The sequence below is a fragment of the Geothermobacter ehrlichii genome (genome assembly GCF_008124615.1).
In the GTDB taxonomy this organism is placed as follows: domain Bacteria; phylum Desulfobacterota; class Desulfuromonadia; order Desulfuromonadales; family Geothermobacteraceae; genus Geothermobacter; species Geothermobacter ehrlichii.
Genome location: NZ_VNIB01000014.1, coordinates 47,837 through 71,114, shown reverse-complemented (window position 1 = coordinate 71,114; position 23,278 = coordinate 47,837). Strand labels below are relative to the sequence as shown.

26 protein-coding genes and 1 tRNA gene are annotated in these 23,278 nt (G+C 63.4%); 20 read left to right on the top strand and 7 right to left on the bottom strand.

Going from position 1 to position 23,278, the window contains the following annotated elements; genetic code table 11:
- Positions 1-27 precede the first annotated feature (27 nt).
- Entirely contained in the window at positions 28-432 is a 405-nt protein-coding gene (locus tag EDC39_RS13050; protein ID WP_148896836.1) for a bacteriohemerythrin, read from the top strand.
- A complete protein-coding gene (gene lhgO / locus EDC39_RS13045; protein WP_148896835.1) occupies positions 429-1,658 on the top strand; it encodes an L-2-hydroxyglutarate oxidase in 1,230 nt (409 codons plus the stop codon). The genes EDC39_RS13050 and lhgO overlap by 4 nt, the downstream gene beginning before the upstream one ends.
- 10 nt (positions 1,659-1,668) lie before the next feature.
- On the opposite strand, the gene EDC39_RS13040 is transcribed toward lhgO, so the two are convergent.
- Entirely contained in the window at positions 1,669-2,730 is a 1,062-nt protein-coding gene (locus EDC39_RS13040) for a 3-deoxy-7-phosphoheptulonate synthase (RefSeq protein WP_148896834.1), read from the bottom strand.
- A 239-nt stretch (positions 2,731-2,969) separates the two neighbouring features.
- Between EDC39_RS13040 and EDC39_RS13035 the strand changes: the two genes are divergently transcribed.
- From EDC39_RS13035 to gcvPB, 11 genes are all read left to right on the top strand, one after another.
- On the top strand, positions 2,970-3,266 hold the full coding sequence (locus EDC39_RS13035) for a YggT family protein (RefSeq protein WP_148896833.1): 297 nt from the start codon (positions 2,970-2,972) through the stop codon (positions 3,264-3,266).
- A complete protein-coding gene (locus tag EDC39_RS13030) occupies positions 3,266-3,811 on the top strand; it encodes a DivIVA domain-containing protein (protein WP_148896832.1) in 546 nt (181 codons plus the stop codon). Before EDC39_RS13035 ends, EDC39_RS13030 begins: the two co-directional genes overlap by 1 nt.
- The gene (locus EDC39_RS13025) at positions 3,811-4,107 is read left to right on the top strand and encodes a DUF167 domain-containing protein (RefSeq protein WP_148896831.1); all 297 of its coding nucleotides are present in this window, start codon (positions 3,811-3,813) and stop codon (positions 4,105-4,107) included. Before EDC39_RS13030 ends, EDC39_RS13025 begins: the two co-directional genes overlap by 1 nt.
- Before the next feature lie 67 nt (positions 4,108-4,174).
- Positions 4,175-4,435, top strand: coding sequence for an FmdB family zinc ribbon protein (locus EDC39_RS13020; protein WP_148896830.1), 261 nt, complete (start codon positions 4,175-4,177; stop codon positions 4,433-4,435).
- Between the two features lie 318 nt (positions 4,436-4,753).
- Positions 4,754-5,608, top strand: a complete 855-nt coding sequence (folD, locus tag EDC39_RS13015; RefSeq protein WP_148896829.1) for a bifunctional methylenetetrahydrofolate dehydrogenase/methenyltetrahydrofolate cyclohydrolase FolD — start codon at positions 4,754-4,756, stop codon at positions 5,606-5,608.
- Between the two features lie 10 nt (positions 5,609-5,618).
- Positions 5,619-6,293, top strand: coding sequence for a methylenetetrahydrofolate reductase C-terminal domain-containing protein (locus tag EDC39_RS13010; RefSeq protein WP_148896828.1), 675 nt, complete (start codon positions 5,619-5,621; stop codon positions 6,291-6,293).
- Positions 6,277-7,131 (top strand): methylenetetrahydrofolate reductase, encoded by an 855-nt coding sequence (locus tag EDC39_RS13005; protein ID WP_148896827.1) that lies wholly within the window; start codon positions 6,277-6,279, stop codon positions 7,129-7,131. The genes EDC39_RS13010 and EDC39_RS13005 overlap by 17 nt, the downstream gene beginning before the upstream one ends.
- A gap of 69 nt (positions 7,132-7,200) precedes the next feature.
- Entirely contained in the window at positions 7,201-8,301 is a 1,101-nt protein-coding gene (gene gcvT, locus EDC39_RS13000; protein WP_148896826.1) for a glycine cleavage system aminomethyltransferase GcvT, read from the top strand.
- 51 nt (positions 8,302-8,352) lie between these two features.
- A complete protein-coding gene (gene gcvH / locus EDC39_RS12995) occupies positions 8,353-8,739 on the top strand; it encodes a glycine cleavage system protein GcvH (RefSeq protein ID WP_148896825.1) in 387 nt (128 codons plus the stop codon).
- A gap of 171 nt (positions 8,740-8,910) precedes the next feature.
- Complete coding sequence (gene gcvPA / locus EDC39_RS12990) at positions 8,911-10,260, top strand: aminomethyl-transferring glycine dehydrogenase subunit GcvPA (protein WP_148896824.1); 1,350 nt, start codon at positions 8,911-8,913, stop codon at positions 10,258-10,260.
- Positions 10,257-11,723 carry an aminomethyl-transferring glycine dehydrogenase subunit GcvPB gene (gcvPB, locus tag EDC39_RS12985; protein WP_148896823.1) on the top strand — a complete coding sequence of 489 codons (1,467 nt, stop codon included), beginning with the start codon at positions 10,257-10,259 and terminating at the stop codon, positions 11,721-11,723. The genes gcvPA and gcvPB overlap by 4 nt, the downstream gene beginning before the upstream one ends.
- A 112-nt stretch (positions 11,724-11,835) precedes the next feature.
- Here the strand turns inward: gcvPB and pta are convergent, their stop codons facing one another.
- Positions 11,836-12,837 (bottom strand): phosphate acetyltransferase, encoded by a 1,002-nt coding sequence (pta, locus tag EDC39_RS12980; RefSeq protein ID WP_148896822.1) that lies wholly within the window; start codon positions 12,835-12,837, stop codon positions 11,836-11,838.
- 162 nt (positions 12,838-12,999) lie between these two features.
- Between pta and EDC39_RS12975 the strand changes: the two genes are divergently transcribed.
- Complete coding sequence (locus EDC39_RS12975; RefSeq protein WP_148896821.1) at positions 13,000-13,923, top strand: TonB family protein; 924 nt, start codon at positions 13,000-13,002, stop codon at positions 13,921-13,923.
- A 72-nt stretch (positions 13,924-13,995) separates the two neighbouring features.
- Here EDC39_RS12975 and EDC39_RS12970 read toward each other — a convergent pair whose 3' ends face one another.
- Positions 13,996-15,261, bottom strand: a complete 1,266-nt coding sequence (locus tag EDC39_RS12970; RefSeq protein ID WP_148896820.1) for an acetate kinase — start codon at positions 15,259-15,261, stop codon at positions 13,996-13,998.
- 296 nt (positions 15,262-15,557) lie between these two features.
- Between EDC39_RS12970 and EDC39_RS12965 the strand changes: the two genes are divergently transcribed.
- Entirely contained in the window at positions 15,558-15,728 is a 171-nt protein-coding gene (locus EDC39_RS12965; RefSeq protein ID WP_148896819.1) for a 4Fe-4S binding protein, read from the top strand.
- Between the two features lie 83 nt (positions 15,729-15,811).
- Here EDC39_RS12965 and EDC39_RS12960 read toward each other — a convergent pair whose 3' ends face one another.
- Both EDC39_RS12960 and hpt read right to left on the bottom strand, forming a co-directional pair.
- Positions 15,812-17,353 (bottom strand): DUF3426 domain-containing protein, encoded by a 1,542-nt coding sequence (locus tag EDC39_RS12960; RefSeq protein WP_148896818.1) that lies wholly within the window; start codon positions 17,351-17,353, stop codon positions 15,812-15,814.
- 36 nt (positions 17,354-17,389) lie between these two features.
- Complete coding sequence (hpt, locus tag EDC39_RS12955; RefSeq protein WP_148896817.1) at positions 17,390-17,917, bottom strand: hypoxanthine phosphoribosyltransferase; 528 nt, start codon at positions 17,915-17,917, stop codon at positions 17,390-17,392.
- 150 nt (positions 17,918-18,067) lie between these two features.
- Here hpt and EDC39_RS12950 point away from each other — a divergent pair, with 150 nt between their 5' ends.
- The 4 genes from EDC39_RS12950 (at position 18,068) to EDC39_RS12935 (ending at position 21,407) form a co-directional block, all read left to right on the top strand.
- Complete coding sequence (locus EDC39_RS12950) at positions 18,068-18,760, top strand: DUF1573 domain-containing protein (RefSeq protein WP_148896816.1); 693 nt, start codon at positions 18,068-18,070, stop codon at positions 18,758-18,760.
- Between the two features lie 202 nt (positions 18,761-18,962).
- Positions 18,963-19,397, top strand: a complete 435-nt coding sequence (locus EDC39_RS12945; RefSeq protein ID WP_148896815.1) for a QcrA and Rieske domain-containing protein — start codon at positions 18,963-18,965, stop codon at positions 19,395-19,397.
- Between the two features lie 73 nt (positions 19,398-19,470).
- Complete coding sequence (locus tag EDC39_RS12940) at positions 19,471-20,565, top strand: cytochrome b (protein WP_148896814.1); 1,095 nt, start codon at positions 19,471-19,473, stop codon at positions 20,563-20,565.
- The gene (locus EDC39_RS12935) at positions 20,562-21,407 is read left to right on the top strand and encodes a cytochrome C (protein WP_148896813.1); all 846 of its coding nucleotides are present in this window, start codon (positions 20,562-20,564) and stop codon (positions 21,405-21,407) included. Before EDC39_RS12940 ends, EDC39_RS12935 begins: the two co-directional genes overlap by 4 nt.
- 75 nt (positions 21,408-21,482) lie before the next feature.
- On the opposite strand, the gene EDC39_RS12930 is transcribed toward EDC39_RS12935, so the two are convergent.
- Positions 21,483-22,361 carry an MBL fold metallo-hydrolase gene (locus EDC39_RS12930; RefSeq protein ID WP_148896812.1) on the bottom strand — a complete coding sequence of 293 codons (879 nt, stop codon included), beginning with the start codon at positions 22,359-22,361 and terminating at the stop codon, positions 21,483-21,485.
- Positions 22,362-22,489: 128 nt separating this feature from the next.
- Between EDC39_RS12930 and EDC39_RS12925 the strand changes: the two genes are divergently transcribed.
- Positions 22,490-22,566, top strand: a tRNA-Arg gene (locus EDC39_RS12925).
- 300 nt (positions 22,567-22,866) lie between these two features.
- On the opposite strand, the gene EDC39_RS12920 is transcribed toward EDC39_RS12925, so the two are convergent.
- Positions 22,867-23,097: a helix-turn-helix domain-containing protein gene (locus EDC39_RS12920; RefSeq protein ID WP_148896811.1), complete on the bottom strand. Its 231-nt coding sequence runs from the start codon at positions 23,095-23,097 to the stop codon at positions 22,867-22,869.
- Positions 23,098-23,278 lie beyond the last annotated feature (181 nt).

Below are 23,278 nucleotides of genomic sequence, written 5' to 3'. Positions count from 1 at the left end.
GTCTTGCCATGATTTTCGGGAGGTGAGATGACCATCGTCGTCTGGAACGAGGCTTTCGCGACCGGCGTCGTGCTGATCGACCAGCAGCACCGGCAGCTGTTCGACATCTGCAACCGGCTGCACGACAAGACGCTCAATCCCCGCGCCGACCGGGTTGACCTGCTGTCGACTCTCGACCGGCTCGAACAGTACGCCCGCTTTCATTTTTCCGAAGAAGAACGGCTGATGGCCGAGGCTGGCTATCCCGACCTGGAAGCCCATATGGAGAGCCACCGGAAGTTTCGCGAGCGGCTGGTCCGGCTGCGCCAGCTGGCCGAAGAGGGGGAGCTGCGCGAGGCCTTCACCGCCAGTCTCGCCTTTCTGCTCGAATTTCTCGTCCGGCACGTGCAGCAGGAAGACCATCTCTACGTTCCCTGGCTGAAAGAGGCATGAGCCCGCTGGCCGCTCTATCTGTCGGCGGGGATGGACTGACCATTGTTGGCGGCGGCATCGTCGGCCTGGCGACCGCCTGGCAGCTGCTGCAGCGCCATCCCGGCCTGTCCCTGACGCTGCTGGAAAAGGACGCCGTGCTGGCCGGTCAGCAGACCGGCCACAACAGCGGCGTCATCCATTCCGGTCTCTACTACCGCCCCGGTTCCTTCAAGGCCCGGCTCTGTTGCCACGGCCGGGAGGCGCTCTATGCCTACTGCGAGCGGAAAGGGATTCCCTTCCGGCGGTGCGGCAAGCTGGTGGTGGCCCTGAGCCCTCGCGAGGAGGAGCTGTTGCAGGCGCTGCGGCAGCGGGGCGAGGCGAACGGGCTGACCGGTCTGCGCTGGCTCGTGGGGCGACAGCTGCGTCGCTACGAGCCGCACGCGGCCGGAAGGGCGGCGCTGCTGGTGCCGCAGACCGGGGTTGTCGATTTCCGGACGGTGGCGCAGGCGCTGGCGGGAGATATCCGTGACCGGGGCGGAAAGATTGTCACCGGCTGCCGGCTGGAGGCCATCCGCCGGCGGACGGACGGGTTTTCGCTGCGTACCTCCCGCGGCGACGCGGCCTGTCGCTGGCTGATCAACTGCGCCGGTCTGCACAGCGATCGTATCGCCCGGATGGCAGGACTGCGGCCGCCGGTGCGCATCTTTCCCTTTCGTGGTGAGTACTACCACCTGGGCGAGGAGGGGGCGAAACTGGTGCGCAACCTGATCTATCCGGTTCCCGACCCCGAGCTTCCCTTTCTCGGCGTCCACCTGACCCGCGGCATTGACGGCCGGGTGGAGGCCGGCCCCAATGCCGTGCTGGCGCTGAAACGCGAAGGCTATCGGCGCCGGGACATCTCGCTGGCCGATCTGGCGGAGATCGTCGGTTATCCCGGCTTCTGGCGGCTGGCGACCGGCTGGTGGCGCACCGGACTGGCGGAGTACCGGCGTTCACTGAGCCGGCGGCGGTTTCTGGCTGATCTGCAGCGGCTGGTTCCGGCGCTGCGGGGGGAGGATCTGGCCGACTGGGGCAGCGGCGTGCGGGCGCAGGCGGTCGATCGGGCGGGACGGCTGGTCGACGATTTCGTTTTCGCCGACGCGCCCGGCATGATCCATGTGCTCAATGCGCCGTCGCCGGCGGCGACGGCATCCCTGGCCATAGGCGAGGAGATCGCGGCGCGGGCGGCAGGGAATTTCGCTCTCTGAGTCGGCTTCCTCAGAGCCGGCGGCCGCCCAGGGCGCGCAGCCGCTCGTGGGCCCGGCGCAGCAGTTCTTCCGTCGTCGGCCAGTCGATGCACTTGTCGGTGATCGAGACCCCGTATTCCAGCTGGCGGGGGTTTTTCAGCGCCTGATTGCCGGCTTTCAGGTTGCTTTCGATCATCAGGCCGCAGATGGAGCGGTTGCCCGCCGCCAGCTGCTCGAGGACGCTGTTCAGCACATCGGCCTGCCGGTTGTGGTCCTTATTGCTGTTGCCGTGGCTGCAGTCGACCATGATGCCGTTGCCCAGCCCTTTTTCGGCCAGGGCCTTTTCGGTGGCGGCGATGTCCTCCGGATGGTAGTTGGGCCGGTTGTTGCCGCCGCGCAGCACGATGTGGACGTCCGGGTTGCCGGTGGTCCGGACGATGGAGACCCGCCCCTCGCGGTTGACGCCGATGAAGCTGTGGCTGTGATAGGCCGCCTGCATGGCGTCGAGGGCGATTTTCAGGTTGCCGTCGGTGCCGTTCTTGAAGCCGACCGGAAAGGAGAGGCCGCTGGCCATTTCCCGGTGGGTCTGCGATTCGGTGGTGCGGGCGCCGATCGCCCCCCAGCTGATCATGTCGGCCAGGTACTGTGGCGTGATGGTGTCGAGCATCTCGCAGGCGACCGGCAGCCCCAGGCCGGTGATGTCGCTCAGCAGCCTGCGGGCAATGCCCAGCCCCTTGGAGATCTGGTGCGATCCGTTCAGGTCGGGATCGTTGATCAGGCCCTTCCAGCCGATGGTGGTGCGCGGCTTCTCGAAATAGACGCGCATCACCAGCAGCAGCTGGTCTTCAACCTCGGTGCTCAGCTTCTGCAGCCGTTCGGCATACTCCAGGGCGGCCTTCGGATCGTGGATGGAGCAAGGGCCGACCACCACGAACAGCCGCCGGTCCTCGCCGTGCAGAATGCCCTTGATCGCCTCGCGCGAGCGGGTGACGAACTGCGCGTCCTCTTCGCTCAGGGGGATCACCTGTTTCAGGTCGGCCGGAGCGATGATCGGCGTCAGGCCGCTGACGTTGAGATTGTTGGTCCGGGTCATGGTTTGTGTCCGTTCGATTTGTTTTGAATAAATAAGAGTTTAGCCTGGTTTTTTTCGGGCTGGCCACTGGTGGCGGCTACTTTAACCAAAGTCCCCGCTTCTGTCAAAGAATGTCCCCGCCATGGGCGGCGCAAAGCGTTTGACAGCCATCCGGCGATTCTGTATAACTTGGGACTGGATGGAAAAAATCCGTAAAATTAACCCCTTATGAATCCAGACTGATTGGGGGCGATTTCGACATGGCGATCCTGCTCAATGCCCTGGCCACGGTGATCAACTACCTGTTCCAGATCTATTTCTACATCGTGGTCGCCCGGGCCATCGTTTCCTGGGTCAATCCCGACCCTTACAACCCCATTGTCCGCTTTCTGCACAGCGCCACCGATCCGGTGCTCTACCGGATCCGGCGTGTCCTTCCCCTGCAGTTCGGTGGTTTCGACTTTTCTCCCATCGTGCTGCTGCTTGCCCTCGAGGTCGGCCGGCAGCTGCTGGTCGGCCTGATCTATTCTCTGGGCGCCGGGTTTGGAGGCTACTGATGGCCATCTCGCCCATGGACATCCAGCAGCACCAGTTCAAGACCCGCCTGTTTGGCTACGACACCGCCGGGGTCGATCACTTTCTCGAGATGGTCGCCGATCAGCTCGAACAGCTCTACCGGGAACACCAGGAGCTGAAAGAGGAGCTGGCCCGGACCCGCAGCGAGCTGGAGCGGATGCGCGAGCGGGAGACCACGCTGAAGGAGACTTTGCTGACCACCCAGCGCATGGTTGAGGATATCAGGGAGAATGCCCGAACCGAGGCCGAAATCACCCTCACCGAGGCCGAACTGAAGGCCGAGCGGATCGTGCGCGACGCCGAGGAGCGGCGCATCCAGCTCATCAACGAGATCCAGGAGATCAAGCGGCAGAAGATCTCGTTCGAAACCTCCCTGCGCGCCCTGGTCGAAAGCCACCTTCGGCTGCTCGACCTGGAGGTGGTCGAGGTGCGGCGGGAAAGGGAGGAGAAGCTGCTCGACGAACCGCTCCCCTTCGACGACGCGTCGCCGCCCCTGATCGAGCCGGTGGGGGAGGACGAAGGCTGATGCCCTGCGTCGAGTCTCGCGCCGACGGGGTGGTGCTGAAGCTGCTGGTTCAGCCCCGCGCCAGCCGCAACCGGATTGTCGGCCTGCAGGGCGAGGAGCTGAAGGTCGCGCTCACTTCGCCGCCGGTCGACGGCGCCGCCAACAGGCTCTGCATCCGTTTTTTTGCCAAGATGTTCGGTCTTCCCCGGTCCGGAATCGAAATCCTTTCCGGTGAAACCTCTCGCCACAAGCGCCTGCTGCTGAAAGGGCTGAGTGAGGAGGAAGTGCGCCGTCTGCTGGAGTTGCGCGCGGGATGACCTCCCTTGACAATTGCGTGGCAAATCATTAGATTGCCGTTCGAATTCCGACGAGGAGGTTCAGGTCATGCCCCTGTACGAATATCAGTGCGACAGTTGCGGTCTGGTTTTCGAGGTCCGGCAGAAGTTTTCCGACGCTCCGGTGTCCGAATGCCGGGATTGCGGCGGCCCGGTGCAGAAGCTGATTTCCCGCACCGCCTTCGCCCTCAAGGGAGGCGGCTGGTACGCCCAGGGCTACAGCAGCGGCGACAACGGCAAGGGCTCGGCCTGCGAATCCGCCGGCAAGAGCGATGCCTGTGGTAGCTGCCCCAAGGCGGCCAACGCCTGAGCTGTCAGCAAACCGCAAAATCCCCGGTCGCTTCGACCGGGGATTTTTTGTTGTGCGGTGCCGTAAACGCCGACGCCGGACTTTACTTTGTTTTCGTCCCTCAACATAATACCGGAACACACTCTTCTGAATCAGTGGGGTCATCGCTGGCGGATAGCACAATGTCATTGACATGTCTGAGTTCCCCAAAAATCACCGGCGAACCTGTGGGTGCGCCTGACGATTTTTGAAGACCTCATTCAGGCCAGGCACTTGCACTCTCCATCCACCACAACCTCACTGATTCAGGATTCTGAAACCGACGGAGGAGGTTGTAGCGTGGCTGAAATTATCGACGGCAAGGCGATTGCGGCGCGTCTGCGCGAGGAGATCCGGCAGGAGGTTTTGCGCCTCGGGCAGAAGAAGGTGACACCGGGACTGGCGGTGGTTCTGGTGGGCGACGACCCGGCGAGCCGGGTCTATGTCTCGATGAAGGAGAAGGCCTGCGCCGAGGCGGGCATCTACTCGGACGAGTACAAGCTGCCGGCCGACACCAGCGAACAGACCCTGTTGGAGCTGATCGACCGGCTCAACCGGGACGAGCGCATCGACGGCATCCTGGTGCAGCTGCCACTGCCGGATCATATCGACGAGAGCAAGATTCTCGAGGCGATTTCGCCCCAGAAGGATGTCGACGGCTTCCATCCCTACAATGTCGGGCGCCTGGCGACCGGCAATCCCCTCTTCAAGCCCTGTACTCCCTACGGAGTGATGAAGATGCTCGAGGCGATCGACTGTGACCTGACCGGCAAGGAAGTGGTCGTCGTCGGCCGCTCCAACATCGTCGGCAAGCCGGTCGCCCTGATGTGTCTGGCCCGCCATGCCACGGTGACCCTCTGCCATTCGCGCACCCGGGACCTGGCCGAGGTGGTCGGCCGGGCGGATGTGCTCATCGCCGCCGTCGGTCGGCCGGAGCTGATCCGCGGCGAATGGATCAAGGAAGGTGCGGTAGTGATCGATGTCGGCGTCAACCGGGTGGGGGAGAAGAAGCTGGTCGGCGATGTCGAATTCGCCGCCGCCAGCAAGCGGGCTTCGGCTATCACCCCGGTACCGGGGGGCGTTGGTCCGATGACTATCACCATGCTGCTGTACAATACCCTGGAAAGCGCCCGGCGGAGGGCCGGCGAAGCCTGAGGGGCGGCGCTTGATCATTTCCGAGCCGAAAAGTCGGGCTGACCTGGACCGCTCCCTCGAAGGGGCCGGGAGGATCTTTCTGGTCGGGTGCGGGGCCTGCGCCACCGCCTGCCGTTCAGGCGGCGAGGAGCAGGTGTTCGAAACCCAGGAATGGCTGTTGGAGACCGGCCGGCAGGTGACCGGCAGCGTCGTCATCGACGAGGCCTGCCACATCCCGCGCGCCGGCCGTGACCTGCGGCTGCATCGCAGCGGCGTCGAGGAGGCGGACGCCCTGCTGGTTCTGGCCTGCGGCGCCGGGGTGCAGTCGATTTCCGCCTCTACCGACAAGCGGGTCGTCGGCGGGTTGAACAGCCTCTTTCTCGGCAACATCCGCCGCATCGGCAGCTACGAGGAGAAGTGCTTGCTCTGCGGCGACTGCATCCTCAACGAAACCGCCGGCATCTGCCCGGTGACCACCTGCGGCAAGGGGCTGCTCAACGGTCCCTGCGGCGGCATGGAAGAGGGACGCTGCGAAGTCGATCGCGAGCAGGACTGCGCCTGGCACCTGATCTACGAGCGGCTCAGGCGGCAGAATCGCCAGGGAGTCTTCGGGCGACTGGTTCCGCCCAAGCAGTGGAGCCGGCGGCGCAAGCCGGGCCGGCACCGGCTCGGAAAGGACCGGGACGGCGATGTCGCGCCTCGCTGACAGCCTGCGGACGGGCGATTTCGTGGTCACCGCCGAGGTCGCTCCTCCCAAGGGGGCCGATCCCGGAAGGGAACTCGACCTCGCCGCTGCTCAGACCGGGGTGACGGCGATCAATGTCACCGACAACCAGGGGGCCAACATGCGCATGTCCGGAATGGCGCTGGCCGGGCTCATGGTGCGGCGCGGGGTCGAACCGGTTCTGCAGCTGACCTGCCGCGATCGCAACCGGATAGCTCTGCAGTCCGATCTTCTCGGCGCCGCCGCCCTCGGGGTGGAGAACCTGCTGCTCCTCTCCGGCGATCATGCCCGCTTCGGCGACCATCCCGACGCCCGCCCGGTTTTCGATCTCGATTCCGTCCAGCTGTTGCAGGCGGTGCGGCAGCTCAACGCCGGCAGCGACATGGCCGGCCGGCCGCTGTCGTCGGCGCCCCGTTTCTTCACCGGCGCCGCCGTTGCGCCGGCAACCCGTCCCCTCGAACTCGTCTACCAGAAGGTGGTGAAGAAGGCCGAGGCCGGCGCCCGTTTCTTTCAGAGCCAGGCCGTGTTCGATTCCGACGCGGTGGCGGATTTCATGACCCTGGTCCGTCCACTCGGCGTGCCGGTCATTCTTGGCGTGCTGCTGCTCAAAAGCGCCTCCATGGCGCGTTTTCTCAATCGTTGCATCCCCGGCGTCAGAGTCCCGGAACGGCTGGTCGAGCTGCTCGACCGGGCGGCTGATCCCCTGGCCGAGGGGGTCGCCATCGCCCGCGACATGGTCGGTGTGGCGCGCGAGCACTGCCAGGGGGTTCACCTGATGCTGCTCGGGCGGGAGGATCTGATGCGGCAAATTCTTTTTTGACCCGGCGAAAAATCTTTGCAATTCTTTTTTCGTTGTCCATAATTGGCTTCATTGGCGAAGGAGAGACCCATGAAGAAGACCCCCCTGAACCGAATCCACCGCGAACTCGGCGCCCGCATGGTCGACTTCGGCGGCTGGGAGATGCCGGTGCAGTACACCGGCGTCATCGATGAACATCTCGCCACCCGCTCGGCGGCAGGCCTGTTCGATGTCTCGCACATGGGAGAAATCGAGGTTCGCGGCGCCGGCGCCCTGGACTACATCCAGCAGCTGACCGTCAACGACGCTTCCAGGCTGGTCGACGGGCAGGTGCAGTATTCGGCCATCTGTTATCCGCACGGCGGCGTGGTCGACGATGTCACCCTCTACCGCTTCGCGGCAGACCGCTTTCTTTTCTGTGTCAATGCCGCCAATACCGACAAGGATTTCGCCTGGATGCAGCAGGTGCTGGATGAGGGCGACTTTGCCGACGTCGAGCTGCGCAACCTGAGCGACGATTACGCCCAGCTCGCCCTGCAGGGACCGAAGGCCGAGGCGATTCTTTCCCGGCTGACCCGTTGTGAGCTGCCGTCGATAAAGTATTATCATTTCGCCGAGGGACAGGTGGCGGGTGTTCCGGCCATCATCAGCCGCACCGGCTACACCGGGGAGGACGGATTCGAGCTCTACTTCGCCAGCGAGGCGGCCGAATCGATCTGGGAGGCCCTGATGGCCGCCGGCGAGGCGGACGGCATGAAGCCCTGCGGGCTCGGGGCCCGCGACACCCTGCGGCTGGAGATGAAATACGCCCTGTACGGCCATGAAATTTCGGCCGAGATTTCGCCGCTCGAGGCCGGCCTGGGCTGGATCACCAAGCTCGACAAGCCGTCGTTCATCGGCCGGGAAGCTTTGCTCAGGCAGAAAGGGGAGGGGATTCCCCGCCGGCTGGTCGGCCTGGTGATGACCGATCCCGGCATCCCCCGCCAGGACTACCCGGTCTACGACGGCGACGAACAGGTCGGCGTGGTGACCAGCGGCACCATGTCGCCGTCCCTCAAGGTAGGCATCGCCCTGGCGCTGGTTCGGCCGGAGTGCAGCAGCGTCGGCAAGGAACTGCAGATCGGCATCCGCAGCCGCAAGGTCGGTTGCCGGGTGGCCAAAACCCCGTTCATCAAGAACAGGCGCTCCTGAAATGGAGCCCCTGTTTTTCAGTACTCGCGAGTCTAGACAAGGAGAGCTGGCATGGAATTCCCGGAAGAGCTGAAGTATACCGAAGAGCATGAGTGGGTTCTGGTGGAGGACGACATCGTGACCGTCGGCATCACCGATTTCGCCCAGGACGCCCTGGGGGACGTGGTCTTTGTCGAACTGCCCGAGGTCGGCGCCCAGGTCGATGCGGGCAAGCCTTTCGGCGTTGTCGAGTCGGTGAAGGCGGTTTCCGACATCTACGCACCGGTCAGCGGCGAAGTGGTCGAGGTCAACGAAGAGCTGCCCGACACCCCGGAGCTGGTCAACACTTCGCCCTACGAGGACGGCTGGATGATCAAGATCCGCCTCTCCGATCCCTCGGAGCTCGACAACCTGCTCGAGGCCGACGCCTACGAGGCCCTGACAGAGGAAGAGGCCTGAGCCGGCGCTTGTGCCCGTCGGTCGATTCGCCGCCGGCGTCTTTCGGGTCGGCGCGGGTTTGGGCCGGATTGACGGGGCCATCTTGTTGTTGTCCGATCTCCGCAGGCCATGGCCGGAAGCCTTTCCGGCCATGGCCTGCGCCTGTTGAGGACCAGATTTCCGGAGGTTATGATGCGTTACCTACCGCATACCGATGAAGATGTCAGGCAGATGCTGGCGACCATCGGCGTCGAGAGTGTCGAGGATCTCTTCGTCGAGGTCCCCGAAGCGATCAGGCTCGATCGACCGCTCGATCTGCCGCCGGCCCTTTCCGAGGCCGAACTGATGCGGGAGCTCGACCGGCTGGCGATGCAGAACGCTTCGCTGAACTGCTGGACGTCGTTTCTCGGCGCCGGTGCCTACAATCATTTCATTCCGGCGGTGGTCGATCACCTGGCCTCGCGCAGTGAATTCTACACCGCCTACACCCCCTACCAGCCGGAAATAAGCCAGGGGACCCTGCAGGCGATCTTCGAGTACCAGACCCTCGTCTGCCAGCTGACGGGCATGGAGGTCGCCAACGCCTCCATGTACGACGGCGCATCCGCCACCGCCGAGGCCGCTCTGATGGCGGTGCGGGCGACCCGGCGCAAGCGGCTGCTGATCTCCGACGGCCTGCATCCCGAATACCGGCAGACCGTTGCCGCCTACTGTCGCTATCTCGGTCTAGAGCTGGTCGGGCTGCCGCTGGACTCAAGCGGCCAGACCGATCTGCAGGCGCTTGATGACGCCCTCGACGACCGCACCGCGGCGGTCATCGTCGGCTATCCCAACTTCTACGGCGTCATCGAGCCGCTGGCGGCGATGGCCGGACCGGTTCACGCCCGCAAGGCCATGCTGGTCTCCGCCACCGCCGAGGGCATTGCTCTCGGCCTGCTCAAGTCGCCCGGGGAATGCGGCGCCGACATCGCCGTCGGCGAGGGACAGAGCTTCGGTCTGCCGGTCTCCTACGGCGGACCCGGCGTCGGCTTTTTCGCCGCCCGCAAGAAAGCGGTCCGCTCGCTGCCCGGACGGCTGGTCGGCGAGACCGTCGACAACCGGGGACAGCGTGGCTTCGTGCTGACCCTGTCGACCCGCGAGCAGCATATCCGGCGGGAGAAGGCGACGTCCAACATCTGTTCCAACCAGGGACTGTGCGCCCTGATGGTGACCATCTACCTGTCGCTGATGGGCAAGCAGGGGATTCGGGAGGTGGCCGAGCACAACCTGGCCAAGGCCGCCTACGCCCGCGAGCGGATCGCCGAGCTGCCCGGTTTCAACCTGCCGCATTCGGCGCCGATCTTCAACGAGTTCGTGGTCGAATGTCCGATGCCGGCGGCCGAACTGCTGGCGCGTCTGGAGCGTGAGGGCATTCTCGGCGGTGTCGATCTGGGGCGGTTCGATCCTGCCATGAGCAACCGGCTGCTGATCTGTGTCACCGAGCAGAACCGGCGGGAGGATATCGACCGGCTGGTAGCCGGGCTGAAAGGAGGTACGGCATGAGTCGCGTCGGAACCCGCGGCCTGGTTCTCAACGAGAACCTGATCTTCGAAGTTTCCACTCCCGGACGTCGGGGCTACAGCTTGCCGGAGCTCGACGTGCCGCCGGCCAGTCTGCCCGACGGTCTGGTCCGCGACGAGGTGGAGGGTTTTCCCGAGCTGTCCGAGGTCGACGTGGTGCGCCACTTCACCCGGCTGTCGACCTGGAACTACGGCGTCGATTCCGGCTTCTATCCTTTGGGCAGCTGCACCATGAAGTACAACCCCAAGGTCAACGAGGTGGCCTGCCGGCGTCCGGGACTGGCCGACCTGCACCCGATGACGCCCGACCACCTCAGCCAGGGGGCGCTGGAGCTGATGTACCAGCTGCAGCAGGGGCTGGCCGAGGTTTCCGGATTTTCCGCCGTCACCCTGCAACCGGCGGCCGGCGCCCACGGCGAGCTGGCCGGGATGCTGATGATCCGGGCCTGGCACGAATCCCGCGGCGGCGGACGCACCAGGGTGCTGATTCCCGATACCGCCCACGGCACCAATCCGGCCACCGCCGCCCTCTGCGGTTTCGAGGTGGTGCCCATCGCCAGCAGCGACCGGGGCGTGCTGACGCCGGAGGTGGTGCGCGAGCACATGGATGACAGCGTCGCCGGCCTGATGGTGACCAACCCCAACACCCTGGGGCTGTTCGAAACCCACATCCGCGAAATCTGCGACATCGTTCACCAGGGTGGCGGCCTGGTCTACTGCGACGGCGCCAACCTCAACGCCCTGATGGGCATCGCCCGGCCCGGTGACATGGGCATCGATGTCATGCACTTCAACCTGCACAAGACCTTTTCCACGCCCCATGGCGGCGGCGGGCCAGGCGCCGGCGCCGTCGGTGTGGCCAAGTGTCTGGAGCCGTTTCTGCCGGCGCCGGTGGTGGTGAAGACCGACGAGGGCTACCGCCTCGACGCCGACCGGCCGCAATCGATCGGCCGGCTGCGTTCCTTCAATGGCAATTTCGGGGTAATGATCCGTGCCTGGGCCTATCTGCGCAGCATGGGCGGCGACGGCCTGAAACGGGTCAGCGAACTGGCGGTGCTCAACGCCAACTATATCCGCGCCCGGCTGGAGGAGACCTTCCACCTTCCGTACAGGCAGCGCTCGCTGCACGAGGTGGTCTTTTCCGACCGTCAGCTCGGCGGCGACTGCCACACCCTCGATCTGGCCAAGCGGCTGATCGACTACGGCTACCACCCGCCGACCATCTATTTTCCGCTGGTGGTGCACGGCGCCATCATGATCGAGCCGACCGAAACCGAAAGCAAGCAGGTGCTCGACGAATTCTGCGACGCCATGCTGGCCATCGCCCGCGAGTCGGAGGAAAACCCCGACCTGCTGCACGAGGCGCCGCGCTGCACCCGGACCGGGCGTCTCGACGAGACGCGGGCGGCTCGCCAGCCGTGCCTGTGTTGGGGACCGTCGGAATAGAGGAGGCAGGGTAAAGGCTGTTTTGCGGTACTGAGCGCAGGATACAAACAACAAGGGCCGGTGGGACAACCCACCGGCCCTTGTTGCTGGAACACCTGGATCTATGAGGGTGCTAGGCCTGCGCCTGCACGGCGGTGATGGCGGCGACGGAAACGATGTCGTCGACGCTGCAGCCACGGGAAAGGTCGTTGACCGGCTTGGCCAGCCCCTGGATGATCGGTCCGACCGCTTCGGCGCCGGCCAGTCGCTCGACCAGCTTGTAGCCGATGTTGCCGGCGTCGAGGTCGGGAAAGACCAGCACGTTGGCCTTGCCGGCCACCGTCGATTCAGGGGCCTTCTTGGCGCCGACCCTGGGCACCAGCGCCGCATCGGCCTGCAGCTCGCCGTCGATCTGCAGCTCGGGCGCCATCTCTCTGGCGATTTCCAGCGCCTTGAGCACCTTGTCGCAGTCGGGATGTCTGGCGCTGCCCTTGGTCGAGAAGGAGAGCATGGCGACGCGGGCCTCGACGCCGAGAAAACTCTTGCAACTGGCGGCAGTGGATACGGCGATTTCCGCCAGCGCCTGGGCGTCGGGATTGGGGTTGACGGCGCAGTCGGCGAAGCAGATGGTGCCGTTTTCTCCGAACTCGGGGGTTTTGGTCACCATCAGAAAGACCGAGGAGACGGTCTTGATGCCGGCGGCGGTGCCGATGACCTGAAAGGCCGCCCGCAGCACGTCGCCGGTGGTGTTGTAGGCGCCGGCGACCATGCCGCCGGCGTCGCCCTGGCGGACCATCATGGCGCCGAAGAAGAGGTTGTCTTCGGCGGTCAGGGTCTGCCGGGCCTGTTCGGCGGTCATCCCCTTCTTTTCGCGCAGACGGACCAGCTCGGCGACATAGGCGTCCAGTTTGTCGGAAGTGGCGGGATCGACCAGGGTGACGCCTTCCAGGGAGGCGCCGAGTTCCGTCGCCCTGGTCTGCAGCGCTTCCGGCCTGCCCAGCAGGATGACCCTGGCCAGTCCATCGCCTACGATGCGGCCGGCGGCCTCGATCATCCGGTCGTCATAGCCCTCGGGCAGGACCACCGTCTGCACGTTCTCTCGGGCCTTGTTCTTGATTCTCTCCACCAAATGCATGACACGTACCTCCTTTTTCTGACTGAGCTGACAAGATTCGGTAAACTGTCGGCCGGTTGAACATGCCGTGGCGGAAATCTGTTTCCGCCACGGCAAAAATCACCCTTTTTTCGAACGCTTCGGTTATAATTCCGGTGGGATTTGCCCGCCTGGATATCGTGCATGAACCGGAACCGAAGCCAACAGAATCTGCTCTGGGGAGCCCTGCTTCTCTCCCTTTTGCTCCACCTGGTTTTTCTCTACCTGACCAGGAATCTCGACCCCTTCGCGCCCAAGGTGAGGGTTCCGGAGCGGATCGTGGTCCGTATGTTGCCGCGCGAACTCGACCTGCCCGTGCGACCCGAGCTCGACAGGCCGCGCAAAAAGCCGGCAAAGCGCCTGGCGGCGCGCAACCAGGTGGTCGAACGGGAAACCGCACCACGTGGTGACAGTCCCGAGGACCGACGACCGGATGCACCGGCGCCGCCGGCCGCCAGGCCCCGGCCGAAAATGGTCGCCCCGCAGCCTAGAAAGGGAAAGCCCGCCGCGCAAAGCCCCACCGTCTCCTCTACGGTCAAGGTGCCGAAGGCCCCTGCGCCGGTTGTGCCGGCCGAAAAGGAGCAGCGGACCAAAACCGGCGACCAGGCGCGGCCGTTGCCCGACGTCGAGTCCCTGCTTCAGCTGCCGGACGCGACGGTTGCCCGTCTCGACAGTGAGTGGCGGCGCAAGGAGCGCTCCGATGTGGCCGTGGGGGACGAGGTCTGGCTCGACACCGAGCAGGATCTGCTCTTCTCCTTCTTTCAGCGGTTGCGGGACAACATCTACAATGTCTGGAACTACCCGTCGAGCGCCGTACGCCAGGGGCGTGAAGGGCGCTGCCTGTTGCGCATGACCTTCGACCGCCAGGGAGAGGTGGTAAAAGTCGAATTGTTGCGTTCTTCGGGGACCCGTGCCCTCGATCGGGCCGCCCTGGCGGCGGTGCGCAAGGGGGCTCCCTACGGGCCGCTGCCGAGCGTCTATCCGGGAAAGCGCCTGACTGTCAAGGCCTGGTTCCGCTACGACCTGAAACGCAGCCGGGTTCGCGGAGCCGACATTTACGGCCAGTAGGCGCTGCCGGGGCGCGGTTTCACCCGGGGCCGACGGCTTGCCGCCGGCCCCGGGCTGTTGTCCACTGTCCGGTTACTTGCGCTGGAAATCCTTCGACGAGAAGGAATAGGTGAAATTCATGTGGTCGGTGTAGGTCTCTTCCAGGATGGCGACCACGTCCTCGGTAAAGACCAGCTCCTCGTCGGTGGGGATGACGAAGACCTTGACCGGCGAATCGGGCGTCGAGATGACCGACTCCTTCTTGCGGGTCATGGTGTTGCGGTTCTTCTCCCGGTCGAGCTTGATGCCGATGTGCTCCAGGTCCTCCAGGGCCTTTTCCCGGATTTTCCAGGCCATCTCCCCGACGCCGGCGGTGAAGACCACGGCGTCGAGCCGGCCGAGAACGGCGCAGTAGGCGCCGATGTATTTCTTCAGCCGGTAGGCCTCGATCTCGAGCGCCAGCTTGCAGCGCTCGTCCCCGTTTTCGACCCCCTCGAGAACGTCGCGCCGGTCGGTGTACTGGCCGGTGATACCGAGAATGCCCGATTTCTTGTTGAGAATGGTGTCGACCTCTTTCGGCCCGAGGTTTTCCACCTGCTGGATGAAGAGGGGGATGGCCGGATCGATGTCGCCGCAGCGGGTTCCCATCACCGCGCCCTCCAGCGGCGTAAGGCCCATGGAGGTGTCGACGGAGATCCCGCCCTTGATGGCGGTGTGCGAAACGCCGTTACCGATGTGCATGGTGATGAGGTTGCAGTCCTTCGGCTCCTTGCCGAGCAGCACCGCCGCCCGCTTGGAGACGTAGAGGTGGCTCGTGCCGTGAAAACCGTAGCGGCGGACGCCGTATTTTTCGTACCACTCGTGGGGCAGGGGGTACATGTAGGCGTGCTCGGGCATGGTCTGGTGGAACGCGGTGTCGAAGATGGCCACGTGCGGCACGTCGGGCAGGTTGGCCTGGGCAGCCTCGATGCCGGCGATGTTCGGCGGATTGTGCAATGGCGCCAGGTGCTGCACTTCCTTGATCGCCTCGAGCACCGCGTCGTCGATCAGTACCGAGCGGGTGAATTTCTCGCCGCCATGCACCACGCGGTGGCCGACGGCGCTGATGCCGCTCATGTCCTCGAGGACGCCGTACTCGGGGTCGGTCAGGATCTTGACGATCAGGTGGATGGCGACCTTGTGGTCCGGACATTCGTACTCTTCGCGATAGGTCTCGCGTCCCGGAACCTCGTGGACGATGAAGGAATCGCCGATGGTGACCCTCTCGACCATCCCCTTGGCGATGACTTCCTTCTTTTCCCAGTCGTAGAGCTGGTACTTGACCGACGAACTGCCGCAATTCAATGCCAGAATATCCATTGTATGAAACCTCCTCCCACGATTTGGCGACCGGAGTCGCGCTCTCCCTGAATGCAGAAATGTTTGCCTCTGCCAAAAAAAGATTTGACTAAATTTCCCCAGGCAAAACGTTAGATCGAAAAATAAACCACGGTTTTAAAAAGTTTGCGCCAAGACTAGCCGAAAGGGATGGCGCATTGCAAGTTTTTTGTCATCTTTCCCCGCTGGACAGCGTGTATACATCTTGTGTAGACTCGATTCAGTACCGGCAGGTTCGACCTGCCAACCACGCAACCAGAACAAGGAGGTATGGGACCATGGCACACACCATCAACGACGAGTGCATCAACTGCGGCGCCTGCGAGCCGGTCTGCCCGGTTGAGGCGATTTCCGAACAGGGAGACAAACGGGTGATCGATCCGGCCCTTTGCACCGACTGTGGCGCCTGTGTCGACAGCTGCCCGGTCGATGCCATCGAGGCCCCCTGAGCGGAGTTCCGGCAAAGTGCCGATGCAAAACGGCCGCCTGAAACAGGCGGCCGTTTTGTTGTGTGCGGAAGCATGGATTGTTGCTATTGCGTGCCCGGTCGCGAGTCGACGACCACCACGGTGAACTCGGCCACTTCACCCGGCAGGTTCCTGAAGACGATGGTGAAGGGGACGGCCTTGCCCGGCGCGACGTCGAGGTTGGAGAGGGAATCGCCGAACTGGTTGTTCATCGATTCCTCGATCTTCGAGTATGGAAGGGTGCGCAGGGCCGCTTCGTCGAGTGGATTGCCGCAAAAGGCCTTTTGTTGCACCACCGGTTTCCCCTTGCGATCGTAGATGATCCCCTTGACGACCATCGCCGAACGGGTCGTCCGGTAGCGGTTGACCGCTTCGCCGGAGATGGCAAAGATCTGGCCGGCGCTCTGGTTGGTGACGAAAAATCCCTTCAGGTTGCGCAACTCGATGTGCGCCGTCGGGTCTTCCGGCGGCCTTTTGTCGATCATCTGCTGCAGGTGGCCGGCCAGGATCACCGGATCCCAGGTCCCCTGCCGGTCGGCGAGATAGGCGTAGGCGCCGGCAAGCACGAGCAGGAACAGCAGAAAGAGCGGAAGCGCCCGGCTCTTTTTCTTCTTGCGCCGGCGGTTCAGTCCCGGTTGGGCGCGACCGGTTCGCGGCGTCGCAGCAGACGTTCTCTTGCGGGCCGGGGGATCCGCCGTCGTTTCGGCTGTCGGCCGTGTCGGGACGGGCTCCGTCGGCGGGGGCTCGGCTGCCGGTTCTTCCTCGAACACGAAGTCGTCAGCCGGCGGTGTGTCGTCGACAGCCGTTTTTGCGTCGTCGATTCCCAGTTCCAGCGAGGGGGCAGCGTCGAGATCGATGCCGGGAGATTCCTCGGCGTCAAGGTCGATCTGGTCGATTTCGCCCGGGTCGGGGAAGTCGACTTCCGGCAGGCTGGACAGATCGTCGCCCATCTCGTAGGTCTTGCCGAGGTCGCCGCCGATGTGCGGCTCTCCCGGTTCGATGGCCGATGCATCCCAGTGCCCCTGCTGGTTGTCGCTGGAAAAGATGTCGTCCATCTCGGGCATGTCGACAGGCACCGGCGCGTCCAGCCTTTCCGTTTCGTCGAGCAGGTCATCCGGAGAAAAATCGGCCAGCAGGTCATCGCCGCTGCCTGACTCCGCCTGGTCGGCTGACGTGTCGAAGGTGCTGTCGGTCTTCTGGCCCGGTTCGTCGTCGAAAGAAAAATCGTCGGGCAGGTCGAGGTCGGGCAGCTCGTCGCCGATATCGGCGAAGCCGGCCGCTGAGGGGGCCGGCGTTTCGGCCGTCGGCTCCTCGTCGAAGCTCTCCATGTTGAATTCGTCGAAATCGAATTCGTCTCCGCCGGTTTCCGCTGCCGTCCTGTCGGTGCCTCCGCTTTCGGCCGGGGCGTTACTTGCTTTTTTTGCCGTTTCCGGCCGCGGCTCGGACGGCGGTTGCGCCGGTTTGGGTGGCGCTGCCGGCGGCTTGGACGGACCAGGAACGGCGAAGATCTTTCCACAGCGCGAACAGCGTACCTTCACTCCCCCGGGCTTGAGTTTCTCTTCGGCCAGCCGAAAGCGGGTCTGACAGGCTTCGCACTGAATGATCATGCCATACCCCTCCTTGTCAGGGTGCCGTAATCCGTATCAGGGGAATTCGGCGATATAGATGCCGGGCAGGTTGCGGTAGCGTTCGTCATAGTCGAGTCCGTAGCCGACGATGAATCCGTCGTCCATGGTCAGACCGACATAGTCGGCCTCGATGTCGACTTCGCGGCGGGCGCGCTTGTCGATCAGGGCGCAGACCTTCAGCGACGCCGGCTGCCGTTCGCGCAGCCGGTGCAGCAGCGACTGCAGGGTCAGCCCGCTGTCGATGATGTCTTCGACGATCAGCACATGCCGCCCGCGGATGGAGATTTCCAGGTCCTTGCGCAGCTCGATGATGCCCGAAGACTGGGTTTCCGAGCCGTAGCTGGCCAGGCGCATGAAGTCGATGGACACCGGAACCTCGATCTGCCGGCACAGATCGGCGATGAACAGAAAGGAGCCTTTCAGGATGCCGACCAGCAGCAGGTCCACTCCCTGATAGTCGCGGTTGATCTCGGTCGCCAGCCGGGTCACGGTTGCAGCGACGGTTTCGGCGGAATAGAGCGGTTTCAGATTCAGTTCAGACATGAAAAAAAACTGGTACCCCCATGGAAAATAGGCACTCATTTTATACAAGGCGAGGGCAGATATGAACGAAAAAATGAAAAAAATCGACGAACTTGCACCGGCGGGCGGCCTCGGTTAAGCTCAGGGCGAAACCACGGAAAGGATATCGTCATGAACCGCAAACCGATTCTCTGCCTGCTGCTTCTGCTGTTGCCGTCCGTCGCCTGTGCTCTCGGGCCGAAAATCGAGGTCAACGAGACCGATTTCGATTTCGGCACCGTGCTCCAGGGGGAAAAGATCGAGCATGCCTTCGCCTTTCACAATGCCGGCGACGAGCCGCTGCTCATCGACCGGGTCAAGAGCTCGTGCGGTTGCACCGCCGTGCTGGTATCCGAGAAGGAAATTCCGCCCGGTGGTGACGGCGAGGTGAAGGCCACCTTCGATTCGACCCGCTTTCGCGGCGGCGTGGTCAAGACCATCTACCTCTACAGCAACGATCCGACACGCAGCCTGGTGCAGTTTCACCTGCGGGGCAAGGTGCAGGAGGAGATCCGCCTCAGCAGCCGCTCGCTGATTATCGGCCCGCTGGCCCCCGGCCAGCGCTCACAGGCGGAAATCACCCTGACCAACCTTTCCAGGACGCCGGTGACCATCGGGCCGGTGCGCACCACGGCCCGCGAACTGAAGGTCGATTTTGAGCCGACGCTGCTGGGACCGGGGGCCAGTCTGACTCTTGAAGTTATCGCCCGGCCGGGCGAAGGCAAACCGGTCGTCAGCGGCTATCTGCTGATCCGGACCGACAGCAGCCGCCTGCCGGAAATTCGGGTGCCGGTACAGGTCAGGGTCGCTACCGGCGCCCGGTAAGCAGGGGGATGACAACCGGGGATCCCTGGCTGTACGTGTTGTTTGTCTTGATAGATGATAAATTTTATCATCTTTGTCTCTGTTGCTTGCAGGTCGCCGTGGGGACGTTATAATTCCAGCAATTTAGTGACGGCCCGCGGCATCCCCACCGCTTCGGCCCTGTTTCGAACAGACACAGAGAACAGATCTGCGAGGAGCTTCCATGGACCAGAGCGAGCTTTCTCCCGCCAGGCGCCGGACCTTCCTGACCGTGATGCTGGCCGGTATCGGTGCCGCCGTCGGCGCCATGTTCGGCTGGCCGGTGCTGCGTTACCTGTCGCCCCGTTCCGGGGCAGACGCCGATGCCCGGGTCAGGGTACCGCGCGACAAGGTGCCCGTCGGCGGAGCCCATTTCTTCGAGTTCCGTGGGCGGCCCACCGTGTTGCTGCAGATGAGACCGGGAGAATTCACGGCTCTGACCGCCGTCTGCACCCACCTTGGCTGTATCGTCAAATGGCAGCAGAACAAGGGCGAATTTCTCTGTCCCTGCCATGGCGGCCGTTTTTCCGCCACCGGCGAGGTGCTCGGCGGCCCGCCACCGGCCCCGCTGCAGAACTTTCCGGTCGTCCTCGACGGCGACCAGCTTGTCATCGGCTAGGAGGGACGCGGGAGATGTCGCCAGGCGTGCAGTCCGTTCAGGAATAGTCCGCCATCCTCCAGGGAGGAAACAAATGATCAGAAAGGTCGTCGACTGGCTCGATGTCAGGCTGGGGGTTCGCGAACTCTGGGAGCAGAACACCACCGGCTACCTGGTGCCGCGCACCATCAACGCCTGGTACGCGCTGGGCACGGTGCTGCTGGTGCTGTTCGGACTGCAGTTTCTCACCGGCATCCTGCTGCTGATCTACTATATCCCCGATGCCGAAAAGGCTTTCGACAGTGTCGGACGGATCGTCAACGAGGTGCCCTACGGCTGGCTGATCCGCAACCTGCACGCGGTCGGCTCCAACCTGATCGTGGTCGTGCTGCTGCTGCACATGCTCTCGGTGCTGTTCATGGGGTCCTACAAGAAGCCGCGGGAGCTGACCTGGCTTTCGGGTTTTCTGATGTTCAATCTCGGGCTGGCGCTCTGCCTGACCGGTTATCTGCTCCCCTGGAGCCAGCTCTCCTTCTGGGCGACGACGGTGGCCACCGACGCCGCCGGTGCCGTTCCGGTCATCGGCCCGAAGCTGGTCGAGTTTCTGCGCGGATCGCCTTCGGTCGGGCCGCAGACCCTGGGGCGTTTCTTCGCCCTGCATGTGGTGGTCCTGCCGGGGGCGCTGATGGGGCTGATCGGTTTTCATCTCTTCTGCGTCCGGCGCTGCGGCATTTCGGTGCCGCCCTTCGGCAAGGAGGCGCGGCCGGCAAGGGTCGGTGCGGTCTACAGCCATGAAAAGCATCCGGACGGCATCCCCTTCTTCCCCAACTACACGACCGAGGAGGCCGCCATCGTCTGTTTCGTTCTGGCTGTGCTGGTGGGGGTGACCTTCTTCGCGCCCGAGATCTTCATTCCCCTCGACGCCCTCGATCCGGCCGATCCCTTTGCCACGCCGGAGCACATCAAACCCGAGTGGTATTTCCTCTGGGCCTACCAGACGCTCAAGATCTTCCCGAGCAAGTTTTTGGGACTGGCGGCGCAGGGGGCGCTGATGACTTTCCTGGCGCTGCTGCCGTTCATCGACCGGAGTGAGGAGCGACGTCCGGCCAGGCGGCCTCTTTTTGTCACCTGTTACGTTATCGGCCTGCTGCTGGTGGTGGCGGTTTCCATCTGGGGGCATTACTCATGACGACCTGCTGCAAAAGCTGGATTCTGACTCTGCCGTTGCTCTTTCTGCTGGCTCTCCCGGCGCTTGCGGCCGAAGATGAAGGGGGTGCGGCCGGCCCGGCGAAAACCGTCTGCCAGCAGTGCCACGGTGGTATGCAGGGGCGGCTCGGGGCTCCGGTAGGGGACTGGGAGCACAGCGTCCACCGGGAGAACGGCATCTCCTGCCATGACTGCCACGGGGGCGATCCGACCGATTTCGCCATGGCCATGAGCCCCGACCGGGGATTTCTCGGTGCGCCGGAAGAGGCGGAAATTCCGGCCTTTTGCGGCCGCTGTCACATCGGTGTCAGGGACGATTACCTGGACAGCAAGCACGGCCGGGCGCTCGGTGAGGGCGGCCCGCAGTGCGTCACCTGTCATGGCAACCATGCCGTGCAGCGCGCCTCGCTGGCCCTGATCAACGACAAGGACTGTACCCGCTGTCACAGTTTCGGCCGGGCGGCCCGCATCCGGGCGGCGCTGGCGTCCACTGACAACAAGATCGACGATCTGGAGAAGGCGATCGATGCTCTGCGCCGGGTCGGAATTGCCGTCAAGCCGCTGCGCGGCAAGGTCTTTTCCGCCCGCAACAATTTTCACCGGCTGTTTCACACCGTCGATGTCGATCGGGTGCACGAGGGAACGGCGTCGGTCCAGGCCGAGCTGGACAAGGTGGCCGGCCGGATTGCGGAAATCCGCTCCGAACTGTCGACCCGCAAGCTCTGGGGGGGCATCACCGTGGTGCTGCTGCTGGTCGCCGGCGTGCTGAGCCTGCTGTTGCGCAAGACCTACCAGGACGAGGAGCGGGAGGAGGCAGACCGCTGAAAAGGTCCGATGTTTCGGCAACCCGGCGGGAATGGTCGTTCCCACCGGGGAGTCGTTGGCCAGACGGTTCAGCCTTCAGCGTTTCGGGGTGACGGTTTCGGCGAGCTGCGTCCAGGCCCGTTCGATGTTGACCGGCATGAACTCCGCGTATCCCCGCCGCGAGCGGTGGCGGTCGAGGCGGAAGCTCTTCAGGGTCTGTTTCAGGGAATCGCCCCGTTCCAGGTGGGCGATGATCTCGGTGAGAAAATCACGGAAAAAGCGAGTGTATTCGACGAGATCTTCAGGCCGGCTGACCGGCCCCTGGCCGGGGATGATGCGCTCCGCCCGCAGACTCTGCAGAAATTCGAGGGCCAACACCCAGTCCTGCATGTGGCCGTCCCCCATGTAGCCGACACCACCGGCGTAGAAGAGGTCGCTGGTGAAGAGGAGCTTCGATTCGGGCAGATAGGCGATGACGTCGCCGTCGGTGTGCGCCGGGCCGATGTTGGTCAGTACCAGGTTCCGTCCGCCGATGCGCAGGGTCAGACCATCGCGGAAAAAGAGCACGGGAAAGGAAATCGCGCGCGTCTCGCCGGCCAGGGCCTGCCAGGTCTGCCACGACATGATTACTTCGGCGTCCGGCGGAAAGTCGAAGTCGATATGGGTGTAGCCCCGGTGATGATGGGTCAGAACGAAATAACGGATCGGCAGGGGAGTGATGGCGGCCGTCCGGGCCACCAGGGCGTCGATCGTCTCCCTGGTCATGTGGGCGCCGGCGACCACTGCGTACCGGTCACCGACCACCAGCAGGGCATTGGAGGTCGCCCGTGATCCGGGGGACAGGGTCAGGGCAAAGACGTTGTCTGTCAGCCGGGTGGCGGTGAAGGTCGGTCCGGTCAGTTGCGGAGTGGCGACAGGCGCCGCCAGGCTGGTTACGGGCAGTGACAGGGCGAGCAGGACAAGCAGCAGGCGCATTTCGTGGCCTTCCTCTCCATCAGTGTTCGGCCGATTATAGCAGAAAGGGAAGCCGACGGGACAGTTGCCCTGAAGAACGTTTTTTCCAATTGCAATCCTGCGCGCTTTGGGCTATATAAAGCCTCCACGCGCTCGTAGCTCAGCTGGATAGAGCGTCGGCCTCCGGAGCCGAAGGTCACAGGTTCGAATCCTGTCGAGCGCGCCACTAAAATCAACGGGTTACGGATGATTTCCGTAGCCCGTTTGTTTTTATGTGACGTTTTTGTGACGAATTTGTGACGCTGAAGTGTCTGGAATGACCTTCGGTTGCCGAATTCGCCGGTTTTCCCTCGACCGAAGGTCAACCCGGTTTGACCTTCGGTCGGCAAGGGGATATGAGCTTTTTGGAAAAACGGGATGTTGTGGGACTGAAAAATCGTGCCAATTTTGTTTGGTGGATGGCCGTTCGACTCAGGGCCGTCAGATAGGACCTTTGGTCCAAGAATGCGCGGTGTGTACCCTTTGTTCAATCCGTTGGATCTTCCACGTATTCCATCAGCTCCCCGACGTTGCACCTGAAAAATTTGCAGAGCCGGTCGATATTGTCCGTGGTGGTGTTGTAGCTCCGCTGGTTGGCAATCTTGGATAAAGTGGTTCTGTGGATTTGAGTCTGCTTTGCCAGTTCATCGAATGTAAGCCTCTGCCCGGTGCGGAACTGGTAGTCAGCCATCAATTCTTTCAGTCTGTATCGAATCACGTCTTCCTCCTCTGACGCCCAATCTAAATTCTTTTTCTCGAAAATTCAATTGCTGAATCCCTCTTTTTGACACGTGAAGTCTTCAAGGAGGAACTCTGGTGTTCATGTGTAGAGAATAAGCTAAAAATGTGATTGACAAGAACGAAAACGAGTGTTATATGACGAATATATTCAACAAACG